Annotated in this window: 33 protein-coding genes and 1 pseudogene; 25 read left to right on the top strand and 9 right to left on the bottom strand. The window is 37.3% G+C overall.

The features are described 5' to 3' along the window. Positions 1-91 precede the first annotated feature (91 nt). From SH601_RS14240 to SH601_RS14265, 6 genes are all read left to right on the top strand, one after another. A complete protein-coding gene (locus SH601_RS14240; RefSeq protein ID WP_319959011.1) occupies positions 92-1,009 on the top strand; it encodes a sensor domain-containing diguanylate cyclase in 918 nt (305 codons plus the stop codon). Further along, positions 1,002-1,421 (top strand): NUDIX hydrolase, encoded by a 420-nt coding sequence (locus SH601_RS14245; RefSeq protein ID WP_319959012.1) that lies wholly within the window; start codon positions 1,002-1,004, stop codon positions 1,419-1,421. Before SH601_RS14240 ends, SH601_RS14245 begins: the two co-directional genes overlap by 8 nt. A 13-nt stretch (positions 1,422-1,434) precedes the next feature. Further along, entirely contained in the window at positions 1,435-2,106 is a 672-nt protein-coding gene (locus SH601_RS14250) for a FadR/GntR family transcriptional regulator (protein ID WP_319959013.1), read from the top strand. A gap of 232 nt (positions 2,107-2,338) precedes the next feature. Then, positions 2,339-4,012 carry a dihydroxy-acid dehydratase gene (gene ilvD / locus SH601_RS14255; RefSeq protein WP_319959014.1) on the top strand — a complete coding sequence of 558 codons (1,674 nt, stop codon included), beginning with the start codon at positions 2,339-2,341 and terminating at the stop codon, positions 4,010-4,012. Positions 4,013-4,104: 92 nt separating this feature from the next. Beyond that, entirely contained in the window at positions 4,105-4,353 is a 249-nt protein-coding gene (locus SH601_RS14260; protein WP_319959015.1) for a hypothetical protein, read from the top strand. Between the two features lie 65 nt (positions 4,354-4,418). After that, complete coding sequence (locus SH601_RS14265) at positions 4,419-4,835, top strand: hypothetical protein (RefSeq protein ID WP_319959016.1); 417 nt, start codon at positions 4,419-4,421, stop codon at positions 4,833-4,835. On the opposite strand, the gene SH601_RS14270 is transcribed toward SH601_RS14265, so the two are convergent. After that, positions 4,780-5,046, bottom strand: a complete 267-nt coding sequence (locus SH601_RS14270) for a hypothetical protein (protein WP_319959017.1) — start codon at positions 5,044-5,046, stop codon at positions 4,780-4,782. The genes SH601_RS14265 and SH601_RS14270 overlap by 56 nt on opposite strands. Before the next feature lie 163 nt (positions 5,047-5,209). Between SH601_RS14270 and SH601_RS14275 the strand changes: the two genes are divergently transcribed. Both SH601_RS14275 and rpiA read left to right on the top strand, forming a co-directional pair. Then, positions 5,210-5,644: a hypothetical protein gene (locus SH601_RS14275; RefSeq protein ID WP_319959018.1), complete on the top strand. Its 435-nt coding sequence runs from the start codon at positions 5,210-5,212 to the stop codon at positions 5,642-5,644. Positions 5,645-5,673: 29 nt separating this feature from the next. Further along, complete coding sequence (rpiA, locus tag SH601_RS14280) at positions 5,674-6,360, top strand: ribose-5-phosphate isomerase RpiA (RefSeq protein ID WP_319959019.1); 687 nt, start codon at positions 5,674-5,676, stop codon at positions 6,358-6,360. A 48-nt stretch (positions 6,361-6,408) separates the two neighbouring features. Here the strand turns inward: rpiA and SH601_RS14285 are convergent, their stop codons facing one another. Continuing rightward, positions 6,409-7,410: an LLM class flavin-dependent oxidoreductase gene (locus tag SH601_RS14285; protein ID WP_319959020.1), complete on the bottom strand. Its 1,002-nt coding sequence runs from the start codon at positions 7,408-7,410 to the stop codon at positions 6,409-6,411. A 496-nt stretch (positions 7,411-7,906) separates the two neighbouring features. On the opposite strand from SH601_RS14285, the pseudogene SH601_RS14290 reads away from it, so the two are divergent. Continuing rightward, positions 7,907-8,099 (top strand): annotated as a pseudogene (locus tag SH601_RS14290) (IS1595 family transposase); the annotation flags it as partial. A gap of 90 nt (positions 8,100-8,189) precedes the next feature. Beyond that, positions 8,190-8,423: a hypothetical protein gene (locus tag SH601_RS14295; protein WP_319959021.1), complete on the top strand. Its 234-nt coding sequence runs from the start codon at positions 8,190-8,192 to the stop codon at positions 8,421-8,423. A gap of 219 nt (positions 8,424-8,642) precedes the next feature. On the opposite strand, the gene SH601_RS14300 is transcribed toward SH601_RS14295, so the two are convergent. Beyond that, on the bottom strand, positions 8,643-9,341 hold the full coding sequence (locus tag SH601_RS14300) for a hypothetical protein (protein WP_319959022.1): 699 nt from the start codon (positions 9,339-9,341) through the stop codon (positions 8,643-8,645). Positions 9,342-9,485: 144 nt separating this feature from the next. On the opposite strand from SH601_RS14300, the gene SH601_RS14305 reads away from it, so the two are divergent. The 4 genes from SH601_RS14305 (at position 9,486) to SH601_RS14320 (ending at position 10,763) form a co-directional block, all read left to right on the top strand. Then, entirely contained in the window at positions 9,486-9,674 is a 189-nt protein-coding gene (locus SH601_RS14305; protein WP_319959023.1) for an NUDIX hydrolase, read from the top strand. A 1-nt stretch (position 9,675) separates the two neighbouring features. Then, positions 9,676-9,906 (top strand): hypothetical protein, encoded by a 231-nt coding sequence (locus SH601_RS14310; protein ID WP_319959024.1) that lies wholly within the window; start codon positions 9,676-9,678, stop codon positions 9,904-9,906. Positions 9,907-10,121: 215 nt separating this feature from the next. Beyond that, positions 10,122-10,346, top strand: coding sequence for an HAD hydrolase-like protein (locus SH601_RS14315; RefSeq protein WP_319959095.1), 225 nt, complete (start codon positions 10,122-10,124; stop codon positions 10,344-10,346). 12 nt (positions 10,347-10,358) lie between these two features. Beyond that, positions 10,359-10,763: a hypothetical protein gene (locus SH601_RS14320; RefSeq protein WP_319959025.1), complete on the top strand. Its 405-nt coding sequence runs from the start codon at positions 10,359-10,361 to the stop codon at positions 10,761-10,763. 44 nt (positions 10,764-10,807) lie between these two features. Here the strand turns inward: SH601_RS14320 and SH601_RS14325 are convergent, their stop codons facing one another. The 4 genes from SH601_RS14325 to SH601_RS14340 form a co-directional block, all read right to left on the bottom strand. After that, positions 10,808-11,200 (bottom strand): hypothetical protein, encoded by a 393-nt coding sequence (locus SH601_RS14325; protein ID WP_319959026.1) that lies wholly within the window; start codon positions 11,198-11,200, stop codon positions 10,808-10,810. A 62-nt stretch (positions 11,201-11,262) separates the two neighbouring features. Further along, positions 11,263-12,003 carry a class I SAM-dependent methyltransferase gene (locus SH601_RS14330; protein WP_319959027.1) on the bottom strand — a complete coding sequence of 247 codons (741 nt, stop codon included), beginning with the start codon at positions 12,001-12,003 and terminating at the stop codon, positions 11,263-11,265. Positions 12,004-12,027: 24 nt separating this feature from the next. Next, positions 12,028-12,543 carry a spermidine/spermine N(1)-acetyltransferase gene (gene paiA, locus SH601_RS14335; RefSeq protein WP_319959028.1) on the bottom strand — a complete coding sequence of 172 codons (516 nt, stop codon included), beginning with the start codon at positions 12,541-12,543 and terminating at the stop codon, positions 12,028-12,030. 35 nt (positions 12,544-12,578) lie between these two features. Beyond that, positions 12,579-12,812 carry a helix-turn-helix domain-containing protein gene (locus SH601_RS14340; RefSeq protein ID WP_319959029.1) on the bottom strand — a complete coding sequence of 78 codons (234 nt, stop codon included), beginning with the start codon at positions 12,810-12,812 and terminating at the stop codon, positions 12,579-12,581. 108 nt (positions 12,813-12,920) lie between these two features. Between SH601_RS14340 and SH601_RS14345 the strand changes: the two genes are divergently transcribed. The 4 genes from SH601_RS14345 (at position 12,921) to SH601_RS14360 (ending at position 15,794) form a co-directional block, all read left to right on the top strand. After that, entirely contained in the window at positions 12,921-13,103 is a 183-nt protein-coding gene (locus tag SH601_RS14345) for an aspartyl-phosphate phosphatase Spo0E family protein (protein ID WP_319959030.1), read from the top strand. A gap of 155 nt (positions 13,104-13,258) precedes the next feature. Next, a complete protein-coding gene (locus tag SH601_RS14350) occupies positions 13,259-13,795 on the top strand; it encodes a sigma-70 family RNA polymerase sigma factor (RefSeq protein ID WP_319959031.1) in 537 nt (178 codons plus the stop codon). Beyond that, the gene (locus SH601_RS14355) at positions 13,771-14,475 is read left to right on the top strand and encodes a hypothetical protein (protein ID WP_319959032.1); all 705 of its coding nucleotides are present in this window, start codon (positions 13,771-13,773) and stop codon (positions 14,473-14,475) included. Before SH601_RS14350 ends, SH601_RS14355 begins: the two co-directional genes overlap by 25 nt. A 428-nt stretch (positions 14,476-14,903) precedes the next feature. After that, positions 14,904-15,794: a DUF2268 domain-containing putative Zn-dependent protease gene (locus tag SH601_RS14360; RefSeq protein ID WP_319959033.1), complete on the top strand. Its 891-nt coding sequence runs from the start codon at positions 14,904-14,906 to the stop codon at positions 15,792-15,794. Positions 15,795-15,849: 55 nt separating this feature from the next. On the opposite strand, the gene uvsE is transcribed toward SH601_RS14360, so the two are convergent. Continuing rightward, the gene (uvsE, locus tag SH601_RS14365; RefSeq protein ID WP_319959034.1) at positions 15,850-16,815 is read right to left on the bottom strand and encodes a UV DNA damage repair endonuclease UvsE; all 966 of its coding nucleotides are present in this window, start codon (positions 16,813-16,815) and stop codon (positions 15,850-15,852) included. A gap of 173 nt (positions 16,816-16,988) precedes the next feature. Continuing rightward, positions 16,989-17,549 carry a DUF4256 domain-containing protein gene (locus SH601_RS14370; RefSeq protein ID WP_319959035.1) on the bottom strand — a complete coding sequence of 187 codons (561 nt, stop codon included), beginning with the start codon at positions 17,547-17,549 and terminating at the stop codon, positions 16,989-16,991. Between the two features lie 131 nt (positions 17,550-17,680). Between SH601_RS14370 and SH601_RS14375 the strand changes: the two genes are divergently transcribed. The 7 genes from SH601_RS14375 to SH601_RS14405 all read left to right on the top strand — a co-directional run bounded on the left by SH601_RS14375 (position 17,681) and on the right by SH601_RS14405 (position 25,721). Continuing rightward, positions 17,681-18,253 carry a DUF2087 domain-containing protein gene (locus SH601_RS14375; protein ID WP_319959036.1) on the top strand — a complete coding sequence of 191 codons (573 nt, stop codon included), beginning with the start codon at positions 17,681-17,683 and terminating at the stop codon, positions 18,251-18,253. A gap of 67 nt (positions 18,254-18,320) precedes the next feature. Then, a complete protein-coding gene (locus tag SH601_RS14380) occupies positions 18,321-19,535 on the top strand; it encodes an MFS transporter (protein ID WP_319959037.1) in 1,215 nt (404 codons plus the stop codon). Positions 19,536-20,156: 621 nt separating this feature from the next. Beyond that, entirely contained in the window at positions 20,157-20,861 is a 705-nt protein-coding gene (locus SH601_RS14385; protein WP_319959038.1) for a hypothetical protein, read from the top strand. A 170-nt stretch (positions 20,862-21,031) separates the two neighbouring features. Continuing rightward, entirely contained in the window at positions 21,032-23,431 is a 2,400-nt protein-coding gene (gene nirB, locus SH601_RS14390; protein WP_319959039.1) for a nitrite reductase large subunit NirB, read from the top strand. A 19-nt stretch (positions 23,432-23,450) separates the two neighbouring features. Continuing rightward, positions 23,451-23,774: a nitrite reductase small subunit NirD gene (nirD, locus tag SH601_RS14395; RefSeq protein ID WP_319959040.1), complete on the top strand. Its 324-nt coding sequence runs from the start codon at positions 23,451-23,453 to the stop codon at positions 23,772-23,774. Between the two features lie 640 nt (positions 23,775-24,414). Next, complete coding sequence (locus SH601_RS14400) at positions 24,415-25,173, top strand: class I SAM-dependent methyltransferase (protein ID WP_319959041.1); 759 nt, start codon at positions 24,415-24,417, stop codon at positions 25,171-25,173. Positions 25,174-25,196: 23 nt separating this feature from the next. Further along, positions 25,197-25,721, top strand: coding sequence for a GrpB family protein (locus SH601_RS14405; RefSeq protein WP_319959042.1), 525 nt, complete (start codon positions 25,197-25,199; stop codon positions 25,719-25,721).

Here is a 25,721-nt window from a genome sequence, read left to right on the forward strand (position 1 = left end):
ATTATTATATTTCCTTGCTAACCCTTTGCTATAATGAGTATAATAACAACAATCATATAAAGTCAGGGAAAATGGATAAGTAGGTGATCGCATGGAACAAAGAATTGTTTTGGATCTATTGGAATTGGTTAATCAATCATTCAAAGGGAAAAAACTTTATTTAGGTAAAACAGATGAATATTTTTCTATCGTGAAAATGCTAGGTGAGGATGGGCAAGAATGTCATACGTATGATGACCAATTAGTAGATATGAAACATTCTATTTGTCAGTATGTCTATATGGGGGAACAGAAGCCATTGATTATCAATAATACGCGAGAACACCCTGCAACGAAAAAGTTAGCGATCACCTCTATGGAAGATATCGGTTCGTATATGGGTGTTCCGCTCTTCTATAAAGATGGTAAAATGTTCGGTACGATATGTGTATTAGCACAAGAATCAGATGCTTTTTCTGCTGATGATATAAAAATAGTTGAGAAATTCTCCCGCTTATTCTCCTATGTATTGGAGCTTGATAAATTAGCGAATATGGATGATTTAACGAACCAATATAATCGACGCTATATATATGAAAATTATGCGAAAATCGAAGGAAAAACGGCGATGCTACTACTTGATTTGGACAATTTTAAAGCTGTCAATGATACACATGGTCATGATGTCGGTGATCTAGTCTTGAGAGAAGCGGCTAGTCGGATTCATGCACAAATCGGGAGTGGCGATTTCGTGGCACGACTCGGTGGGGATGAATTTGTTATTGTGACGCGCGCTGATGGTGAGCTGGCATTAGAGCAAATGGCGAAAAAGATTATCCAAGTATTATCAGAATGGAACAGCTACCCATTTTCGATAAAGGTTTCGGTTAGTATTGGTATTGCGCTGGTTACAGACGAGAATGCAACCGATGTTCGTCAGGCATTGAAAGAGGCGGATCAAGCGATGTATAACGTCAAGAAGAATGGTAAGAATATGTTTCATTTCAGTGAGGGGTCGTATTTTGAATAAGGCGTATGGCTATGTAACGAGATGGAGACATGGGAAGCGGCAAGTGTTAGTTTTTCGGCATTCTATTCCAGCGGCAGGTATACAAATACCGAAGGGAACAGTGAAAGAGGGGGAGACACCTCTTCAAGCTGTGGTTCGTGAGATGAAAGAAGAAACGGGGTTAGAGGCATTCAAGGTTGTTCGTTTTCTCACGGAGGATGATTGGAATGCGGATGATGGTGCAGTACATCATCGCTTTTTTTATGAAATGGAAGTAGCGGTTACTCCTGATGAGTGGGATTTTCGTCCTGTTGGGGGTGGCGAGGAAGAGGGCTTGACTTTCCATTATTTTTGGATTAATTCTATTGATGAAGTAGAGCTTGCACGTGGGCATGCGGATTATTTGCATTGCCTTGACTTTGAGGGGAAATAGGTGATTTTTACATATGCAAAAGCGGTTATCAGATAGTGTAGCAGATGATATTATGTCGATGATTGCCATCGAAAAACGGTTTAATCCGGGAGAAAAGCTTCCGAATGAAAATGAATTATCAGAAGAGCTTCATATTAGTCGAACCACATTGCGAGAGGCGATTCGAATATTGGTGACAAATGGTGTGTTGGAAATTCGGCGGGGAAGAGGGACATTTGTTAAAGAGGATTTAGATGTTAATAATGTCGAGCATTTGAGTTTTCTTGCAGATGCGAAAATTAATGCGCGTGATTTATATGAAATGCGGTTAATTTTTGAACCGGAAGCAGCGTTTTATGCAACACTTCGGGCCAGTGATGCGGAAATTAAGCGAATTGTCGAGTACGGCAAAGAAATCGAACGCAAAATTAATCATAACGAAGACCGAACAGAGGTGGAGCAACAGTTTCATCAATCAATTATGAAGGCGACACATAATGAGTTTATGGAGAAACTGATGCCTGTCATCTATCAAGCTATTAACAAAGGTGTTATTTTATCTACGAAACGAGAGCTGGCGATTAAAGATACGATTAATGATCATAAAATGATTATGGAATTCATGGAAAGCCGTAATCCAGAAGGTGCAAAAAGTGCGATGAGAATACATATTTTACATGCGATGAATGAGTTGGGGATTGTCTGATCGAGAAGTGCCTGATATCACTGGGAAAGTGCCCGATAAATAAAATAAATAGTCTTTATTTTCAGACTTGTCATACAATTCTATTGACAACAGACAACACGCGAGATACAATACTCTATAACATAAAATTTCTAGTAATCAAGCGTGGACTCTTGATGGTAGAAAGGGAATGTGCGAGACTTATCGGGAATTAGCGTCTGTGATAAATATAAAGGGTATGGGAGTGTTTCAAATGAGAAGAAGTGATACGATTAAGATTGGGGTAGATCGTGCTCCTCACCGTAGTTTACTATATGCTACAGGAAAAGTAACAGCGAAGGATTTTGGGAAGCCATTTATTGGTGTATGTAATTCCTACATTGATATTATTCCTGGGCATGTGCACTTACGTGAATTTGCACAAGTAGTAAAAGATGCGATTATTGAAGCTGGTGGGATTCCATTTGAGTTTAATACAATAGGGGTTGATGATGGTATCGCAATGGGGCATATTGGTATGCGTTATTCGTTACCAAGTCGTGAATTAATTGCAGATAGTGCGGAAACGGTAATTAATGCACACTGGTTTGACGGTGTATTTTATATCCCGAACTGTGATAAAATCACGCCTGGTATGTTAATGGCAGCGGCTCGTACGAATGTACCTTCTGTTTTCGTTTCTGGTGGACCGATGGAAGCAGGGACTAGTTCAGACGGACAGCAGCTATCACTATCATCTGTATTTGAGGGTGTTGGAGCCTATAAATCTGGTAAAATGTCAGAAGGCGAATTGAAAGATATTGAGAATAATGCATGTCCGACATGTGGATCTTGTTCGGGTATGTTTACAGCCAACTCAATGAACTGTTTAATGGAAATGCTCGGAATGGCGTTACCTGGTAATGGTTCGATTGTTGCGACAGATGAAAAACGTAAAGAATTGATCTATGAGGCAGCTCGTCATTTAGTACGCATGGTAGAAGAGGATGTAAAACCTCGCGATATCATTACAAAAGAAGCGATTGATGATGCATTCGCACTTGATATGGCCATGGGTGGTTCCACAAATACAGTACTTCACACACTAGCTATTGCTAATGAAGCGGATATTGATTATAAGATTGAAGATATTAATAAAGTAGCAGCTCGTGTTCCGTATCTTGCGAAGATCATGCCAGCATCAGATATCTCGATGGACGATATTAATAAAGCTGGTGGAGTAAGCTCGATTATCAATGAGTTAACGAAAATCCCGGGTGCGATTCACGCAGAGCGAACCACTATCGCAGGGAAAACAATGGGTGAGCTTGTCAAAGATTATAAGATTACGAATGACCAAGTAATCCGTACGAAAGATAATCCGTACAGTCCTGTTGGTGGCCTATCCATTTTATTCGGAAATATTGCCCCTGAAGGAGCGGTAATCAAAGTAGGTGCGGTTGATCCTTCCATTACGGAATTCGAAGGGGAAGCGATTGTCTTCGAATCACAAGAAGAAGCACAAAAAGCAATCGATGATGGTACCGTGAAAGAAGGTCATGTTGTAATCATTCGCTATGAAGGACCAAAAGGTGGACCAGGAATGCCTGAAATGTTAGCACCAACATCCGCGATCATGGGACGCGGCTTAGGTAAAACGGTAGCCCTTTTAACAGATGGTCGTTTCTCTGGAGCATCTCGTGGTATCTCAATTGGCCACATTTCTCCTGAAGCAGCAGAAGGCGGACCGATTGCCTTAATCGAAAATGGAGACATCATTTCGATTGACTTACCGAACCGTACATTGAACGCAAAAGTATCGGATGAAGAATTAGCAGAACGAAGAAAATCCTTAAAACCATTTGAACCAAAAATCAAAAAAGGTTGGCTAGGAAGATACTCTAAATTAGTAACAAACGCATCTAACGGCGGAATTATGAGTATCTAATTAGATAAAACGTGAGCGCTTGGACTTTTTGATAGAGTCCAGGCGCTTTTTTGTGGATTGGTGAACGTTTTTGCGTGGAAAGGTGAGAAGAGTTGCAAAAAGGGGAGCGGAAGTTGCAAGAAGGGGAGCGGAAGTTGCAAGAAGGGGAGCGGAAGTTGCAAGAAGGGGAGCGGAAGTTGCAAGAAGGGGAGCGGAAGTTGCAAGAAGGGGAGCGGAAGTTGCAAGAAGAAGAGCGGAAGTTACAAGAAGGGGAGCGGAAGTTGCAAGAAGGGGAGCGGAAGTTGCAAGAAGGGGAGCGGAAGTTGCAAGAAGGGGAGCGGAAGTTGCAAGAAGAGGAGTAGAAGTTGCAAGAAGAGGAGTAGAAGTTGCAAGAAGGGGAGCGGAAGTTGCAAGAGGGGAGCAGAAGTTGCAAGAAGAAGAGCGGAAGTTGCAAGAAGGGGAGCGGAAGTTGCAAGAAGGGGAGCGGAAGTTGCAAGAAGGGGAGCGGAAGTTGCAAGAAGAGAGCACAAAGTTACAAGAAGAGGAGCAGAAGTTGCAAGAAGGGGAGCGGAAGTTGCAAGAAGAGGAGCGGAAGTTGCAAGAAGGGGAGCGGAAGTTGCAAGAAGAGAGCACAAAGTTACAAAAAGACGGACATATCAACTTATCAGACAGTGCTTTTCGGCAAAAAAATAAAGGGCATTTCATTTTTGGATTGAATGAAATGTCCTTTAATCGATTAATGGATGTGAGTATAGCAAGTTGTTTTCCTCCGTTAACTTATTGTTGGTTTAAAATACCTCTTTCTTTAGGCGATAAATATCTTGATCGTGTTCCGAGTATTTAGTGTACAAGAATTCCCACTTCTCTGCAGATTTGTCGAGTCTGCCTGATAATTCTTGATGATTTTTGTCTACTTTTTCATTAAGATTTGTCAGCTTTTCATCGAGCTTCGTAACTCTCTCATCAAGATGTTTGATAGCATGTTGGTTTTCGTCCACTTTCTCAGATACTTCTTTAATTGCCTGAAGAATCATGTTTACTTCTTTTGTCTCCACTACGCCACTCCTTCCCGCCTTTTAATGATTACACATAGCTATTATAATACACTATTCTACATATATCACATGTTAAAAAATTCTGAAGAATGAATTCTATTATCCAAATGATATCTCATCATTTGTTATAATAGATATATCGTATGAAAGAGGAGAGAATACAATGGAATACATCGATCAGGAAGAAATGAAAGATGTGAAGAAAATGCATGTGATCCAATTGAATCTGTTTGTGCTTTTCTCTGTGACCATTTTTCTATTGGGAATTTATTCGGGCGACGTGTTATTTCGTTATAGTGTCATCATGTTACTTTTAATATTTCTCATTGTGCCCGAATTATATACAGCGCTAACAGGCGATACGATTGGAACGAGGTTTGTTCGTTATAAAAATGAATTGGATCGAGAGATGTACGGAGAACGTTTATGGCGACGTAAAGCGTGGAACAGAGTTATAGCAAACAGTATACTGTGGATATCGATCATTGCGTTAATAAATTTAGGGGGATATGTAAAACCAAGTGTGTTGATTCTATCCATATTAAGTACTTGGATTGTTTTTTGTATAAAAGAATTTATGGATATGAAAAAATATTAAATTATCGATCGCAGTAGGAGGGGTAGGGCATGTTAACAGAAGCAGAAAATAATAAGAAAAAAGTTGGCGAAGCAGCTGTTGCGTACGTGAAAGACGGCATGACAGTGGGATTGGGAGCGGGATCGACAGTAAATATGATGGTCGAGACACTTGCTAAGCACCTTCATAAGGAAAATATCCAGATTCACGTTGTTCCAGCGTCCATTCATACAGAGCGTTTAGCAAAGAAATTTGGTATTCCGCTCACAGATTTCTCTGAAGTAGAACAGCTCGATCTTATGATTGATGGAGCAGATGAAGTCGATCAACAATTTCAATTGTTAAAAGGTGGCGGTGGTTCACTCGTAAGGGAAAAAATTATCGCATCTGCTGCTCAAGAATTGTTGATCATGGTCGATGAATCAAAATTAGTTGCTACACTAGGGAGATTTCCATTACCTGTGGAGATATTACCTTTTGGCTGGGAGCTTACGGCAAAGAAACTAGCTGAACTTGGGGCTAAACCGAAAATTCGAGGTGGAGAGGACAAACCTTTTGTCACAGATAATCAGCACTATATCTTGGATTGTTCCTTTGGCGAAATACCTAATCCTCAGAGCTTACACAACCAGTTAAAAGGTTTAGTTGGAGTAGTAGAAACAGGTTTGTTTGTTGATATGGTAAGTACGGTGCTCATTTCTTCTGATGGGGAAGTTAGTACGTTATCGAAGAAATAAATACAAAAAAGCAAATTCCCAATCGGAATTTGCTTTTTATAATAGTTCTTATTTCCCGTCGACAACGTCTTTTAAGATTTGGTAAGAACGTTTTTGCTTTTCTGGATCGAAAATATAAGAAACAGCCATTAATTCATCTACTTGATATTTTTCTTGGAAATCTGTTAATTGTTCACGAATAGATGCTTTGCTACCTAGTAGTGTTACACTAGACATAGATGATGCGACATGTTTTTCTTGGGCAGACCACAATTCATCCATATCATCTACAGGTGGGCTTAATGGATTTTTTGTTCCTTTTACAATATTTAAGAAGAACTGTTGCATCGTTGTTGCTTCTTTTCTTGCTTCTTCATCTGTCTCAGCAGCAATAACATTTAAGCAGACCATCATATATGGTTTATCTAAATAAGCAGATGGTTGGAACTCTCTGCGATAAATCGAGATCGCATCTTCCATATGTTTTGGTGCGAAGTGTGAAGCAAACACATATGGTAAGCCCAGTTTTGCCGCTAAATGAGCAGAATCTGTTGATGAACCAAGAATATAAATTGGGACATTCGTGCCTATTCCAGGAAATGCTTTCACAAATCCTTGGTCTTCTTCAGGTCCGAAGTATGTTAATAATGATTGCACATCACTTGGAAAAGTAAAGGTTGAATCATTTTGTGATCTGCGTAATGCACTTGCGGTTAATTGGTCTGTACCAGGAGCTCTACCTAATCCTAAATCTAGACGATCAGGATAAATAGTTGCCATTGTACCAAGTTGTTCCGCTACTGTTAACGGTGCATGGTTTGGTAGCATCACTCCACCTGAACCAACGCGGATATTTTTCGTGTTTTCTAATGTATGTTTCATTAAAATAGTTGTTGCAGAACTAACTAATGTTGTTGTATTGTGGTGCTCAGCGATCCAATAACGCTCATAGCCCATTTCATCAACTGCTTGCGCAAGGTCAACCATTTGGTCAATCGCTTCTTTTGCCCCGTCCCCCTTGCGAATAGGTACAAGGTTAAGAACAGAAACTGGTATATTTATATTTGTCATACGTCATTTCCTTTCTACATTCACATTCCATTTCATCGTAACAATAACTGTTACAAAATAAAATTAATTTGCTTGATCGACAGGACACGTCTGATAGTAGCCTATTTTATCACGGTGCAGGAGTCCGTAATACCCCACTTCAAGATTCGAGTTAAAACAAAGAAGCTAAGTGGAGGATAAACGGATCTAACGTCCTGATAAGTTTCGCTAACAATCAGTGGGAGTCAAAACTCCCGCTGATTGAAGTCTCACTTTATCTTTAGCGGATAACTTATAGAGGATAAGTAATATTGAAGATATTTTTAGGATTACCATATAGAGTTTTAATATTAGGCTCTGTTAAAGTATGTTGTTGATAATTGTGAGAGCAACTGATATCCTTTAACAATAAATCCCGTAGAGAAGCACAGGTTACGAGAATATCTAATTGATGCTCTCACAGTATCAACTTCGACTGGAACTGTTCTTCACGAAATATCTGAACATAAAAATAAGAAAGGGATGGATACAATGCTTTAATGGTGTTGCTACCAAGTATTTAAACAATTATCTTGCTTGGTTTCAAGGCTTAGAAAGTGTCCAACACCAAAGAAATGAAATCACGATAACTGATTTGATTATTAGAGGAAATTTAGTACAGAAATGCTGAAACTTATGATACGCTTAGGTTAAATAAATTTGCTGTATAAATACTGATTCTTATTCAACGAGGTAGGATAATTGAACAAAGAAGATTGAAAGGAAAGTAAAGTAATTCACAAAAAAAGGGGATATAAAAGGTGGATGTATTACTCCAGATAACTATTGGTTTCATAATAATCGGATTTGTTGTTCTCGCTTCTATGAAAAAAGGTATGGAAAGTAAGCTCGCTATTATAAAAGCAGATATGGAAGGCGAGCCAAGTTCAACAAAAAAAGCCAAATCTATAATTTGGTGGATATGGAGTACCACAGCTTGGGGAATAGTTAGTATGTTTCTTGCTGTTTGGTGTTTTCATAATTACTTTGGATAAATGTTGGTTTCAAATGTACTTCAATAAATGGATGCTTTAGTGAAAGAAGACAATATTACTAATTGGAACTTATAATTTTTCACCTAATATCAACAATAAACTTTAACATAGCCTAGTATTAAGCAGTAAAGTAGTTGGGGATGTAACCTGTATTGAAGAAATAAAAAAAGTACTAGTAACTACACTTTCGTGCGACTAGTACCCTGATTTAATTATTTGTTACCTAATTACTACTTTCATGATTATATCATCAGCTTCTTCATCACTTAATCCAAACTCATCTGCAACCTTAGAGATAACCTCTTTTTCTGCATCGAGATCAGTTGGGTCCGTCTCATTCATTAAGTCAGAGTATCGGAAGTAAATATCTAATTCTTCTTCCGTTGGATACTCTCCGTCTTCATAGTCACTAGGTAACATACCACTAGTTAAAGAACCAATATCATACACATATTCATGGTTTGAGTAGTCTCCAGTTTCCACATCTACAGCTTCTTCCCAGTTTCCATTAGGAGAATACTCTGCTTTAGCCATTGAGTACCCTCTATCTACTTGTCTCTCATCATCAATGAAAAATAGAACAATTGCATTAAACGGATTAGAGTCCTTTGCTTCCTCTACTATATCCTTTGTTATTGCCTTTATACCATCTTCTGTGACACTTAAATCTGGTTTTACCCAATACTCTAAACGAATTGCATTACCCACATTCGTATCACCTTGACTCACAATCTCGTATTCAGGAACATCTTCTACCTCTGTTGACACCTCTTTGTCTTCAGTTTCACTATCTTCCTTTTCTGTCACATTCTGTTGATCTTCGTTAGACTTAACATCCTCACTACTGGCATTATCGCTACACCCCGTTATGATTAACGCGGAAATTAATGCTAAAAATATACCTAATTTTACCTTCATATCTCTTGTTGCCTCCATTACTTATGTAAATTTCTTTAGATTACCTATTATAACATAAATTAAACAATGATATGATCTGCACAGGTATTACTGGTTTTTATTGAAAATATCTTTCCATTCAATGGTGACACAGGTCATGAAATAGTGATGATATATGATGCTCAATTTGTTGATGAATCACTCTATAAAACGGATGTTTTTGAAGGAGTAGAAGATGATGGTACAATGTTTAAGTTGTCTTGGGCATCTATCCATGATTTCGAGACGGGTAAACGGAAGCTTGTACCTGATGGATTGCTGGAGTTATTCTATGCTAAAAAAGGGTGGAGATAGGATGAATATTGCTTTTTTTGATCGAGACGGTACGATTATAGAAGATTATCCAGATCATGAATGGACATTCAAAAAGCACCCTGTTTTCATAAATGGTGCGATAGATACGTTGCAGAAGGTTGTAAATGAAGGATATCAGATTATTATTGTGACGAATCAATACATCATTAATGAAGGATATATTACATGGGAAGAATATCAACATATCAACATATCAACCAACAGATGCTAGAGGAATTGAAAAAGCACGGAGTAGACATACTCGATGTTTTTTGCCACGGTATAAACGTCCGTAAAACCCCCACTTCAAGGTTCGAGTTAAAACAAAGAAGCTAAGTGAGGGATAAACGGACGCTAATGCCCTGATAAGTTTCGCTAGCAATCAGTGGGACACTGATTGAAGTCTCACTTTATTGCCCTCATGCACGTCACGAAGGTTGTGCATGTATCAAACCGCGAGATGGTATGATACAACAAGCAATGGAAAAGTATCCAACGATTGATTTAGCGAACTCTTTCATGATTGGTGATTCAGCTGTAGATGTTGAATTGGCAATTGGATTGGGGATAAAAGGCTTTGGTATTAAGGTTGGATCAGAATATAAAGCAGAACATATTGTGCAATTAACAGATATTAGAGAATTGGTGCAGCAAGTAACACTGAACTCGTAGGAGGAAATGGTTTTGGAACACTGGGAAAAATGGGTGCCGATAAATGGGCTACCGTTGAAAATGTATCGCGATCGTTTTTCAGATGATAAAGAAGGGATCGTGTTAGAGTTAAGTGATGATATAGAGAAGATGAAAGTAGTTGTGAAGTTTAATAATGGCGTTTTGTCATACCGAAGTGCCTATGCAGGTGCATTATTAGACACGTTAGAGAAGCTAGAAGAACAATATGGAACAAGCTTTTTTGGTGAATGGACACTGTTCAAAGTGAAAAATTCCGATTATATCAAGTGGTTCCTTCATGAAAGTAAAGGAGTCTATCAAGCAAGTGACATAGAACATTATGTATTCATAACGACAGATGATATGATCGAAGTGTTAGCAACATCCCCGCCAAGCATGATTGTTATGAAAGGATAGCAGGCACCTTTTTACTTATTGTAAAAGGGTGCCTTGTTTGGCGCTCAGTCGAGCGGGAGTAAAGTTTTTTCTTCACTATACCGCGAGTAGGAAGATCCGCTATGTGAAAGGGTAGAGCACGGTTCATCATCACAAGTAAAGGAATAAGACTGTTTGTCGGTTTTAACTATCACCTCATAGTGAAAAATCGATGATGGGTCTGCCACGTTGAAGCGGCTTACTCCTGTATCAATTGCATATATGGTTTCATTCGATGCGATTTCCTGATACTCCTCACTGTCTATTACCATTTTTGTCATTTCGGCTAATAAATCTCGATCGTCCAAGTCAGGCGTATAAGTGCTTTTGATAAAGCTTGTGACACCAAGATATATATTGAAACCTAGGCTAATGACAAAAAGGCTAATAAATATGATTAATGTTATATTTTTCTTCATTTGTATACCTCTATTATGCATTTTATACCATATTATAACATTAAAAGTAAAAAAGTATTAAATTATTTTTCTGCAACAATAAGAAATCTCTTAGAATTGGTTTGAATCCCTTTTTCCGTCTGATTATCTGCAATAAAATCTTCGAGAATATCAAAGTCTTTTGGCTCATCACCAAAATGCGGAATAATCGGCGTATGCTTGAGTAAGAAGATAAGGTCACTTGGCCGATGATAGTATTCCACCGCATCATAATCAAAGGCTTGGACATTCGTAAAGCCTACCTCTGTCAGCTCTTCGATATAGCGATTTTTCAGCGAACCGTCTGGTTCATTTAATGCTTGTCCTCTACCAAAAGCTTGTTTGAGGTTTATTTTATCATTTTCGCTAACCTGTTGTGTGAGGAAGTAGCCACCATTCTTCACGACTCGTGCAACTTCATTGGCGAAAAACGTTGCATGACGACAACTGACCACATCGAAAAAATCAGCAGGGAATTGTAAGGTATCAGCAGACATTTGGGAGAAACGAACGTTAGTAAGCTTGGACTGATGTAAGTTAGTTCGAGCTGTTTCTACCATTCCTTTTGACAAGTCGATTCCTACTGAAAAAAGGAGAGACGCGGCAACCTCTAATAACCTTTCGCCACCACCTGTACCGATGTCTAGCAGTATATCTGTTTTGCGAGCGCGTTTCGTGACTTCTTCATAAAAGTCCCATTTAATCCCTTCAGTAGAGGTTCTTACCTTGCTAAAATCCCAACCATTTTCGATGCTAACTTCTTCGTAAAATCGTTCATAATCCATTTAGTCCACCTCGTTGACATAGATTTAGATTACTTTTGTCATCAGAAAATCTGTCTGTTCTTCATCTCCCATAAAAAAGGAATGACTCCCAGTTTGGATGAATCCCATCTTCTTATAAAAGGCAAGCGCATTATCATTTTTCTCCCATACGCCTAGCCAAATTTTATTTTTTTGTTTTTCCTTTGCGATGCTGGTAGCTTGATTAATCAAATAGTTGCCTATTCCATGTTTTTGATAGTTCTTTTTTATATAAATACGTTCCACTTCCAGGGCATCTTCTCCCATATCCTCTGTTTGGGCATTACCAGTATTAAGCTTTAAATAACCAGCGATTTGGCCATCGATATAGGCGAAAAAGAAATGAGAGAACGGATTGCGTAGTTCTTGATCAAGTTTTTGTAATGTAAATGCTTCTTCTAAATACGCTTCCATTGCTTCGGCGGTGTTTTGTTCGCGAAATGATTCATCAAACGTTTCATAGCTGATTTCTCTTAGTGTATGTATGTCTTCTACTGTGCAAGTTTTTAGTGTGATGTTCATTGTTGGTTGCTCCTTTATGTTGTTTGTTTCCATATTTACGAAGTACTAGACTCATCGTCTATTTCTATAAGCGTTATTATCTTGTTTATATCATCAATTTCAAGAACATTGGCTATTTTTTCGATATGCTCTAATTGAATTCTTTGGCGTTTTCCATTTGCTAGCTCACTTAAAGTTGCCCGGCGAATCCCTGTTAATAAATGGAGTTGGTTTATGCTTAAATTATATTGATGAAGCAGTTCATTAAGTGCTATGTTTACTTTTTTCAAATTTCTTCCTCACTTCTGTATAAATGATTGACTGTACTCATAAGCGTACTATATAATTTAACTCAAGATTGTACGCTTAAACGTACAAAAATAAAAGGAGGAGTAAAATTGGTAGGAGAAGATGTCAATGAAATCAATGAAGTATCATTATTAAAACGTATAGAAAAAATGAGAAGAAAATTAGTAAATGATGCATTTAGAGATGGTTTCACTGCTCCATCAACGATTAAACAAAGTGAATTGTTAGATGAACAAATAGAAACTTATCAGAAGATGATTAAAAATATGTAATTTTCGTTTTTAAAATTTATTCACACTATTTCCTCCTTGGTAGGTAGATGGAAATGGAGAAAACGAAATATTCAGTGTTCAAGTAAGATATTTTTTATATTTTGAACCTATCTCCTTCTGCATTTCGTCTAATTGGTAGTAAAGGGGTGAAATGGGTGGATGAAGTGAATAAAAGTATATTAGTAGATTTAATGAAGAAACATGGATCAGATATTAAACGTATCATTTATTCCTATGTAAACGATGAAAAGATAGCTGAAGATTTAACACAGGATACATTTGTGAAGGTGTTTAAGCATCTAGATACGTTCAATGATCAATCCAATATACATACCTGGATAGTTAGAATCGCGATTAACACAGCGAAAGATTATCTAAAAAGTGCTTTCTATCGAAAAATAACATTCGGATTAGGTAATAAAGAAGAAGTAGATAAAAAAGGGACGCCAGAAACTTTTGTTGTCAAGAAAGCTTGGAATGAGAAGCTGTTGGAGCATGTGTTGGCGCTGCCTATCAAATATAAAGAAGTGCTTATTTTATTCTATTATAAAGATTTAACTGTTGCGGAGATGAGCGACATATTGAACAAATCACCTCATACGATTAAAACACGCTTACGAAGAGCAAAAGATAGATTAAAGAAGCAAATGGGGGAGGAGGAGCAGGAATGGAGAAAGATTTACCAAATTTGAAAAAAAGCTTATCATCGATAGAATTCAGTGAAGCTAGTTATGAAAAGGTGCTGCAAAAGGTTGAACAGCAGCATGTACCGCATCAAATAAAGAAGAGATGGAGAGTGGCTGTGAATTTTAGCTTGTTGATAGTAAGTCTTGGTATTCTTTTTCTAGCAGTTTGGTCTGGCGTTATGGAACCAACTATGCCAGTAGCTAAAAATGCAGCGGTATCTACTATTAGTTTTGGGGAAAAAAAGCTACGTTCCAACATTTCCGATGAATCTATCACGTATATTCCGTCCGAACAAGAAGTTGCTGAGCTAGATATTCCTAAACAAATTGCGGATATATTAGAGGATAATCCCAACTTTAATGATAATCAAAGTGTTTCCTATACGGTCACAGAGGATAGCACAGTAAAAGATACAAGGGCTCATTACCATAGTTATCCAGAGATTTTCGTAGCGGAAGCAGTTTATAAAAAGAATTTTACGATTTCTGAAATAACAGAAGAGGTGGAAAGTTGGTTTTTGCCTCATCAATCAATGGAGGAACTGACGATACAAGGAGAAAAGGCTATTTTGCATGAAGTAGATGATATTTGTGAGCTTCACATCATAACAACCAACAAATTATATACAGTAGCTGGTGCTGATCGAGAAACAGTCCTAAAAATAGCAGACAAAATTGATTTTTAATAATGATAAAAGATGATTATACATAAACGATGATTACCCTTTTATTTTTACGCTCTTAACGCTCCTTGTAATCCTTCAGCTGCATAGTAGAAGAGAACTCCATTATGGTAAGTAAGTAAACACATGACAGGCTTATCAATAGATCGACTTCATATGAGGGGTGGCGCACTGATTTCCCTTTCTTGAATGCTTAGTCAAGAGATGAGGTGACGCCTATGGATATCGAAAACGTTTTGGCAATAATGATTTCATTTTTGTCTCTAATGATCTCTTTTGGGATGTTAGTAGCAATACATAGTATTTCTGAAGAACATTATTCCAAACCCGAAAAAATGATAACAATGATCGAGCCATCACCTATTGACTCTCACGTTACGTAATAGCTTAAAGTAACAAATGTAAGTATTAAAAAGGTAAGGGTGATAGCGATGAACATAGTAATAGAAGATACAATCGAACAGTATGAGAAGTTATATTCCATGGAAGAACGAGAAGACTTCTTTCGATATTCAATGATGAAGCCTTTTGAAAAGATGTGGCAAACCATTAATGTTCCTTTAAAGGCTAAAAAACAAGGCGGATATGATGTTTTAATGGCAACAAAAATGTTAGGATATCTTAGTCTGTCAGATGATGAAATGGGAAGAAAAGCATTGAAGAATTTAAAAGAAATTCAAGCTCTTCAAACGGCACATACGACATTGAGTGATTGTGTTAATTTTATGGAGAAAAATAACATAAGTATAAATGCTGATGAATTGAGATTTGGAATGTATATAGCTGATCCGGATAAGCTAACGTTACAAAAAGGCTATTGTGGATTTGGCGGAATTCCAGGATTTATCCAAGTATCCATTTTTCCGAATTCGTATAATGTTCCAAGACTTCCTGCTGTCATTGCGCATGAGTTTCATCATAATATCCGTTTTTCCTATGTTGATTGGGATCATGGAAATGTAACCGTTGGAGATTACTTAATTATAGAAGGATTAGCGGAGTCTTTTGTAAAAGAACTGTATGGAGAAGCTCTGTTAGGGCCTTGGGTTACCTCGTTTGATCAAGAGAATTTGGCATATTCAATAGAGATAATAAGAGATTCATTAGAAATAAAAGGATTTGCTGAGGTTAGTAGTTTTATGTTTGGTGACACTATTGCAGAGGAACAGGGCTATCAACCTGTTGGACTTTCGCCATTTGCAGGTTATGCAGTAGGATATCAAGCAGTACAATCTTTTATGAAAGAGCATCATGTAGGGATAGGGGAAACAACCTTATTAAGTACTAAGGAAATTCTGCATAATTGTACATTATTTTCTTAAAAGTAGTGGTAGAGCTACGATTGGACCTTTATGGGACAGAATTTTAATTCCATAACTACAGCAATCGAAAAGAAGACCCATTAATCATTTGGATATCATCTCTTTCCTGTACCTGTTTGATCAGTTTTACGAGTGCTGCATCTTTTTGTTTGGCTTCAATCATACAATCTATTTGCGGCACTGTTCCGTTTATTTCTTTTAAGAACCGAAAAAACATCTCCAAATCAATATAATCAGCATGATGTCGAATTTTATCTGTGCTTTTAGGACTGGATATATGCATTTTAATTGGGAGAGGTGAGTGCGCCCATGTTTTTACGATGCGCTCCCAGTTTTCTTCCCAGTTTTCGTTTTGATGATGAACAATATGGTGATGATAGTCAAATACGAGTGGAACACTTAATTTTTCACATAAAAACAGTGTATCATCTAATGTGAAAGAAGTATCGTCATTTTCAAGCATGATCATTTTTTGAATAGCACTAGGAACGACCATCCAATTATCAATAAACCGCTCTAACGATCTCTCTGTTTCTTTATATTTCCCACCAACGTGCATTACACAACGATGCTCGGGGTTTATTCCCATCCCTTTTAATAATAAATAATGCATTTTTAAGGTCATGACAGAATTTTTTAGAACTTCTTTTTTTGTGGAATTTAGTAGGACAAAATGATCTGGATGAAAATCTACTCGGATTTGATGCTCCTTCACATAGTCTCCGATTTCTTTTAGCTTTTCTTTGAGTGGTTTCATGTAATTCCAATCCTGAAGTTCCTCATGGTTAGCTAATGGGATAAGTCTTGAAGTCATACGGTAAAAGTAAACGTCTGAAGCTACATTATGTCTCAAAATTCTTAATGTGTTATGCAAATTATTGATGGAAATTCGTTCTAATTTACGAATGGCTGCTTCTCTATCAGCAATCATATCAAATTGTTTAAATGTCATCGTTTGGGACGGTGAGGCATTTTGTACATAGTTGCTCATTGCTACATAGCCAAGTCTTATAATTGTCATTGTGAACCTCCAAGTAGTTTATGAAAGTTTGTAATAATATTTTACCTGGGACTCATTAAAATATGTATGAACAGGAGAGGGAAATGAAAAGACTTGGTCATTCCTCACGTCCTCTATATTTACCTACTAAATTCTCTATTATGGAAATGTGTCAAGCCCAAGCTCTGTCTGTATTAGACTCTTAACGCACCACGAAATCCTCTGGCTGCATAGTAAGAAGAAGCGCCATTATGATAAGTAAATACGTGATCATAACGACAATCACAAAATAGCGCACCACCAAGTTCTCTGATTGGAGCGGGAGTTTGGATCCAGCTTGATGTTTTCAGATCAAAACGTTCAATTTCCTGTAATGCGCGATATTGTTCTTCGGTTAATAGGTCAATTCCCATATCATTGGCCATATCGATCGCATTATGTTCAGGCTTGTTCTTTTTTCTCGATTCGAGCGCTTCCCTGTCATAACAAGCACTTCTGCGGCCTTTAGGACTTTCAGTAGAGCAATCGAAGAAAATATATGCATCATTTTCTGCATCATAATCAACAACATCTGGTTCACCGCCTGTTTTCTCCATTTCATTGAGTGACCATAGTTTTTCTGTGTTTGCTTCAAGTTTAGCTTGAACAGTTGCCCATTCTAGTCCTTCGTGTCGGTGCATGTTTTGTTCGAAGCGCTGACTTAGCGTGTTTAGTAACACTGTTTGTTCTTCCGCGGATAATTGCTTTTTAGTCATAATGGATTTCTCCTTGTCTATATTCATTATCTTGATTATAGGGAAAAGTCATAACGTTTGGCAAATGTTATCGAAACACTTTTCGTATTCATCTAATTAGATTATAATCAAATTAGATAGGGGGAATAACGATGCAATTAAGTAAAATCGTCCATTTTCATAAAACGATCGGTGATAAGACACGTATTCGGATTATCTATTTGTTGAAATCAGGGCCACTTCACGGTCAAGCGATTGCCGGAAAACTAGGATTAAAGCCTCCGACAATCTCCCACCATTTAGCCAAATTAAAAGAAATCGATGTCGTAACACAAAGACGAGATAAGAATACAATTTATTTTTATTTAAATGAAGAAAAACTGAAACGAATGGCAGAAGCCATTACAAAAATAGGTGGAATAAACCTAGACAATGAGCTAATTGTTAGTGAAGAAGAAAAAGCAAAAGTGATTCAGAACTTTATTGACAGTACCGGCAGATTAAAAACAATTCCAGCCCAACGAAAAAAGAAAAATATTTTGCTAGAGTACATGGTGAGAGGCTTGGAGCAAGGTAAGCAATATAAAGAAGAAGAGATTAACGAGCATATTCTTCGCTATCATGAAGATTACGCAACAATCAGACGCGAATTTGTCATGACACAATTTATGTATCGACAAGATGGCGTTTACGAATTAAATCCAAAAGAAATGTGGCCTGTGTAGACAGGTCATTTTTTAAAAAGAACTAATTAGATATATATCAAATTTCATTAATGGGGGGAATAAATCGATGTTAGGATTTTCATTATTAAAAGAAGAACCACAATATCGAATCATCTTTTGGAGTTCCGTACTAAATAAAATGGGAGGAAGGTTTGCTCAAGTTGGCTCGTTTGCACTTCTTTATCTTTTAACAGAATCAGGAATGGCACTAGGTATATTAATGGCCTTACTTGTTCTACCAACGATTATTTTAGCTCCACTTAGCGGATATTTAGCAGATCGTTTTCATAAAGCAAAATTACTATTTTGGACAGATATGATAAGAATGCCATTTGCTTTACTTCCTTTATGGGCAGCCTCTTCCGAACAATTAGGGTTGTTATATGTGAGTACGTTTATGGTAGCGAGTGGGGAGGCAATCTATCGACCTATTCGTTTCGCCATTATTCCTGATATAGTTCAAAAGAAGAATATAGCTGAGATTAATGGGTTAGAGCAAAATATTGTTGGCATCACTTTAATTTTTGGTTCCCTTATGGGTGGTATAATAGCCTTTTTTGTTAATACAGAAGTATTATTTATCTTTCATGGATTATTCCTTTCGGCTGCGGCAATATTCGTTTGGCGTTTAATGAAAACAGATAAATTGGTTCATCATGCCACAAAATCCTCTGATAACGCCAATGTATGGTTACTTATTCAAGTTGCTATATTACGTTCGTTTGTGATTGTCATGTTATTGATGCCCCTAGCGAATGGTGTGGATAATGTAATAGTTAATTTAATTGCACTGGATGTGTTTGACAAAGGTGATTTAGGTGTGGGAATTATATATGCTGCATTAGGTGTTGGATTTGTTTTAAGTTCTTGGATAGCACAATGGTTGCGAGGAAAATACATTGCTATTGGGATTTCGATGATTTTATTGGAAGGAATCGGTCATCTGCTGTTAAGTCAGTCAGTCTTTTTTGTGCAAGCAGTTTTAATTGCTATTTTCATTACATTCGTTGGAGGTATCAGTAATATTTGTTTTGATTCTGTCTTGATGAGGATATTGCCAGCATCTAATCGAGGTTTTCTATTTGGAGCATTATCCATGCTTCAAAATAGTTCAATGGGGATTGCGATGATTGGAGCCGGATTTCTTATGGAATGGCTATCCCCCTTACAAGGCTCCCTTTTTATCGGGGTAATATACATCTTTTTCACCTGTATCTTCCTGTTAGTATTTAATCAAGTAAACATTCGTCGATCAATACGCCAGTTAAGACAATACGGTTAAAGATGCATCGGCGGATTTGCTGACAAAAAGGAGAGGAAATAGGTGTGGAAAGTGTTGGTAAACGGATTTGCTGACAAAACCGAGAAGAAATAGGTGGGAGAGTGTTAGCAAATAGATTTACTGACAAAACGGAGAAGAAATCAGTGAGAAAGTGTAGATAAACAAATATATCTACAAAGCGGAAAGGGAATCAATGAGAAAGTGTAGATAAACAAATATATCTACAAAACGGAGAGGAAATCAGTGAGAAAGTGTAGATAAACAGATATATCTACAAAACGGAGAAGAAATCAGTGAGAAAGTGTAGATAAACAGATATATCTACAAAACGGAGAGTGAATCAGTGAGAAAGTGTAGATAAACAGATATATCTACAAAACGGAGAAGAAATCAGTGAGAAAGTGTAGATAAACAAATATATCTACAAAACGAGAGAGAAAAAGAAAATAAAGTGTAGATAAACAGATTTATTTATAAAAATCCAGAGCAAAAGAGAGTAGTTTGTTCATAAATAGTACATATTACCCTTAATTCTAAATGATGGAAATTACCTATTGAAGTTACTATTCATTAATGATAGGTTGTATTTTGTTGGTAAATTTAGAATGATGAGGTGACGAAGTGGAAAATCGTGATACACAAGATCTGGAACAATCAGAGCAGATAGAAGATACGGTAGAGCAAGGAACAGATGAGACTTTGCCTGTTGCAAAGGAAGAAAAAAAATCGGCGATGAATGCTGCTTTTAAGAAGAGTGTGAAAGAGACACAAAGCATTTTGTTGGATTCCATTTTACGACCGCATGCTGTTATTAGTTCTAATAGAGCGATAAGTATGCAAACAAGTGGACTTATTTTGGTGGTTTTATCCTTGTTAATAGGTATTTGTACCTTCTTGTTTTATCGATTTGGATTTGAAGGACTTTTAAGTTATTTTTCAACTGTTAGTTTTACGTTAATCTTTAGTACGGCACTTTCATGGATAATTACGTTTGCGGTTGGTTATTTCTCTCTTTACTTATTCTTGCTTTATGCAGGGAACAAAAAGATGGAGCATAAGCAATTGCTGACACATTATGCAATTGTGAACATACCTTTTGCAATCATATTTTGTTTAGTAACGTTATTCTTTGGATTTTTATTAGTAGATCTCTTTGTTCTTACCTATCTATTTTCTATCATGCTTTATGGTGTGCTTCATATTTACTTATTTATGGTTCATATGGAAAAACCAAAATTCGATTTATATTGGACAATTGCCGCATACTTACTTATTTTAATTGCTGCGACTTATCTATTAAACGGATTTGATATGACTAATTTTTAAAAAAGCAGGAGATTTGAACTGCACCCCAATTGTTAGACACAATCTAACAATTGGAGGTGCAGTTTTTTTATGCAAAAGGTGATGTATATCACAGAATAATAAACAAGAAGCAAGTATAATAATACAAAATGTGAAATGTTGAGCAATAAGAGAAATAGGAGGTTAGCGATATGGAAAAGCAAAAGCTTATTTTAATTGGAAATGGTATGGCTGGGATTCGTACGATTGAAGAGATAATAAAGTTGTTACCTGATTATTTTGAGATAACAGTCTTCGGCAAAGAGCCATACCCGAATTATAATCGAATTCAATTATCAAATGTGTTACAAGGGGATACGGAACTGAAGGACATTATATTAAATGAATGGCAATGGTATGAAGACAATAATATTTTGCTTTATCCAGGAGAAACGGTTGTGAAAATTGATAAGGAGCGGCAAGTCGTTTTTACAGACAAAGGAAAAGAAGCGGAATATGACTATCTTATTATTGCGACAGGTTCACATCCATTTATTTTACCGATTCGAGGTTCTGATAAAAAAGGTGTTACTGGTTTTCGTGATATAGCTGATTGTGAAGAGATGATCAAAACCTCCAAAACATATCAACATGCAACGGTTATAGGTGGTGGGCTTTTAGGTTTAGAAGCTGCGCGTGGTTTATTGAATTTAGGGATGAAAGTAGATGTCATCGAGCTTGCTGATTATTTGATGGAAGCACAACTAGACCAAACAGCGGCAGGATTACTTCAAGAAGAATTAGAAACACAGGGGATGCAGTTTCATTTTAATAAACAAACAACAGAAATATTAGGAGATGAGCGTGTAACAGGGATTCAATTTCAAGATGGGCAAGTGATACAGGCAGATTTAGTCGTGATGGCAATTGGGATAAGGCCGAATATTCAGCTTGCGAAAGAAACAGGACTTACCGTTAATCGAGGCATTGTCGTCAATGATTTTATGCAAACAAATGTAGCGAATATTTATGCGGTAGGAGAGTGTGCGGAGCATAATCATACAACTTATGGTTTAGTTGCCCCGTTATATGAACAAGGCCAAGTGTTGGCGAAACATATTTGTGGCATGAACCATCAAGGATACAAAGGCTCTATTGTTTCGACACAATTAAAAATATCAGGTGTAGATGTTTTTTCAGCAGGAATTATTAACGAGACAGCAGATACGAAAGCGATGAAGGTATTGGATGAATGGCAGAAAACGTATAAAAAAATCGTCATTCAATCAGGCAAAATCGTTGGAACTGTTTTGTATGGCAATACGAAAGAAGGCGCTAAATTATTCAGTTACATGAAGAAAAATGCCAGCATTGAGGACTATTTAGCAAGCCAGCAAAATGCGGAGGAAGAAGAAAGTATTGTGCAATCAATGGGAGATGAAGAAGTCATTTGTGGTTGTAATGGTGTTTCTAAAGGAACGATTGTCGAAGCCATTAACCGAGAGGGTCTCACTTCATTAGAAGAAGTGAAAAATGTAACGAATGCGGCTCGTTCTTGTGGTCAATGTAAAGGGATGGTTACGGATTTATTAGAATTAACATTAGGGGATGATTATAGTGAAAGCAGTAGTGAAACTATCTGTAGTTGTACCGATTTATCTCGTGAGCAAGTAATAGCGGCAATTCGTGAAAAAGGATTGACCCATACAAAAGAAGTCATGAATGTTCTAGGTTGGAAAACAGAGGAAGGCTGTTCCAAGTGTCGGCCAGCACTAAACTATTACTTAGGAATGGTGCATGCAGCAGATTATGAGGATGAACGCGAATCTCGTTTTGTCAATGAACGGTTACATGCCAATATCCAAAAGGATGGCACCTATTCAGTTGTACCAAGAATGTATGGTGGTGTGACAAATGTAGAAGATTTACGCAAAATTGCTGATGTGGCAGAGAAATATCAAGTTGGCATGATTAAGTTAACTGGTGGACAACGAATAGACTTACTAGGAATTACAAAAGAAGATTTACCAGATGTGTGGAAAGATTTAGGGATGCCATCAGGCTATGCTTACGGAAAATCAGTCCGGACGGTTAAAACATGTGTTGGTGCACAATTCTGTCGTTTCGGTACACAAGACTCCGTCGGTATGGGGATTCAGTTAGAGAAGAAATTTGAAGGATTGAATACACCACATAAAGTAAAAATGGGTGTTTCCGCTTGTCCACGTAATTGTGCAGAAGGTGGCGTAAAAGATGTCGGTGTCATCGGATTAGATGGTGTTTGGGAAGTATATGTTGGTGGTAATGGTGGTACAGATTTAAGGCAAGCGGAACTGTTAGTAAGAGTGAAAACAGAAGATGAAGTATTAGCATACACAGCAGCATTTTTGCAATATTATCGTGAAAATGCCAACTACTTGGAACGTACCTCTGCATTTGTTGAACGAGTAGGTCTAGAACATGTGCAAGAAGTAGTAATGGATGAGCATGTTCGCCAAGCATTGAATGAGCGGATGGAGCGCGCATTGTCAGCTTATCAAGAACCATGGCAAGCGGTAATAGAAGATGAACAAACGGTGAAGGACCTGTATCAAAACATTCAAACACACTAAGAAGAAAGGGTGACGTGTAATGGAACAAACGGTGAAGAAAGTACGAATCGGACAAATGGATGATTTCCCGATAAGCCTTGGCAAAGCAGTGATGGTAGGGGATAAAGAGCTAGCCGTTTTTCGTTTAGCGAATAACGGCATCAAAGCAATCGAAAATAAATGTCCACATCGAGGAGGAAAATTATCAGAAGGTATAGTTTCAAGTCAATACGTATTTTGTCCGATGCATGATTGGAAAATTAACATAGCAGATGGCGAAGTGCAAGCACCAGATGAAGGATGTGTACAGACATTTAAAACGATTATTGAAGCAGAAGAAGTGTATGTAGAGCTACCGATTTGAAATCGACTAGTGAGTCAGACTTTATCATGGCAAAAGGGATGCGCAAGTGGCAATTGCCTGATGAAAAGCCGAAACGGAGTAGAATCAAAATATAGGTCAATCATAAGCGTGATGAGTGCCCGAATCACAGTAAGCTCAAATTTTAGGGCATTCATCAGCCTCATAGATGACTTCATTACAGCACAGCACTAATTGGAGTCTCTCTTTATATGGAAATGAAAAATGTACCTTTTGTCATTAAAATGAGATTATCGATAAGTTGGATATAATTGTCTAGATAGCCGAAGAGTAAATGATTCAGAAATTAGAGATAAATTAATAGCGTATCAGAAAAAAGGTTCCGGTCACTAAATAGGTGAGCGGAACCTTTTTAAAAACGTCAATTATATTACTAGTACAACACAAAGTATTTATCACGGTGCATGAATCCGTAAAACCCCCACTTCAAAGTTCGAGTGAAAACGAGGAAGATAAGTGGGGATAAACGGACGCTAACTCCCTGATAAGTTTCGCTAACAATTAGTGAGAGTCAAAAACTCCCACTGATTCAAGTCTCACTTTATTGGAACTTTAACCATTTAATGTTAATATAAAGTGAGTATTGTTATGCAGATGATAAAGCAAAGGAGAATAAAAATATATGCTTGGTTACTATAGTAAGCTTTCTTCAGAAGTATACGATTTAGACAAATATATTGGTCTGTCATATGGTGATGTGGAATTTTATCATGAGCGTTTAGCTACTTGCAAAGGCAAAATTTTGGAGCCAGGGGTTGGAACAGGTCGTATTCTTATTCCACTTTTAGAAAAAGGCCTAGATGTTGAAGGATTTGATGTATCGGATGAAATGTTAAAAATATGCCAGCAAAACTGTGCAGACAGAGGACTACATCCGACATTGTTCCAAGGAGAAATGGAGTCCGTTTCATTAGACACAAACTATGAAGCTATTATTGTGCCAACCGGAACATTCCTATTATTACATAAAAGAGAAGATTCGATTAGAGCGTTAGAAAATTTTTATCGGCATCTATCTGATGGAGGCAAGCTAATCATCGATATCTTTTTGCAAGAAGATTTCTCTATGGACAAAGTATCGACAAGGACATGGGAAGCTGATGACGATCATATGATTACATTAGAAAGTAAAATAGTAGAGGTAGATTATATCAATCAACATACCATTTCCCATCATCGTTATGAAAAATGGCGTAACGGTGAGCTAATCCAAACAGAGTTAGAACGTTTTCCGCTCCGCTGGTATGGAGTAGAAGAGTTTAAGCTATTACTTGAAAAGGTTGGTTTCACGGATATTACGATCTCCTCCGATTATGTTTATGGACAATATCCGACTAAAATGAATGAAATCATTACGTTTGAAGCGGTTGCGAAAAAATAAGCTGGGGAGGATGGTAAGATATCATGAGAAAAGTAGAGGTTTGCCCATCAAATGAAAATTGGCCATCGATGTTTGAAGCAGAAGCGAAAAAACTACAATCTATTTTTGGACAAGAAATGATAGCCATCCACCATATCGGCAGTACTTCTGTTCCAGGATTACAAGCGAAACCGGTCATTGATATGATGCCCGTTGTTAAGAATATTGATGATGTAGACGCATTCAATCAAGAAATGAACAAGCTCGGATATGAATGCAAAGGGGAAAATGGTATCTCTGGTAGAAAATATTTTCAAAAAGGTGGAGACGATCGTACACATCATGTCCATATTTTTCAGCATGGTAGTGATGAAATCAACCGACATCTAGCATTCAGAGATTATTTGCGAAGCCATCCAGAAGATCGAGAACGTTACGGAACATTAAAAGAGCGTTTAGCACAACAATTCCCGGATGATATGATTTCATATATGGAGGGGAAAGATGGGCTTGTGAAGGAGATAGAAGCAAAGGCGCTGAAAATATGGGATGAGCAAAAAGGGAGATAA

It is taken from the genome of Gracilibacillus pellucidus (genome assembly GCF_033949965.1).
GTDB lineage: Bacteria > Bacillota > Bacilli > Bacillales > Amphibacillaceae > Gracilibacillus > Gracilibacillus pellucidus.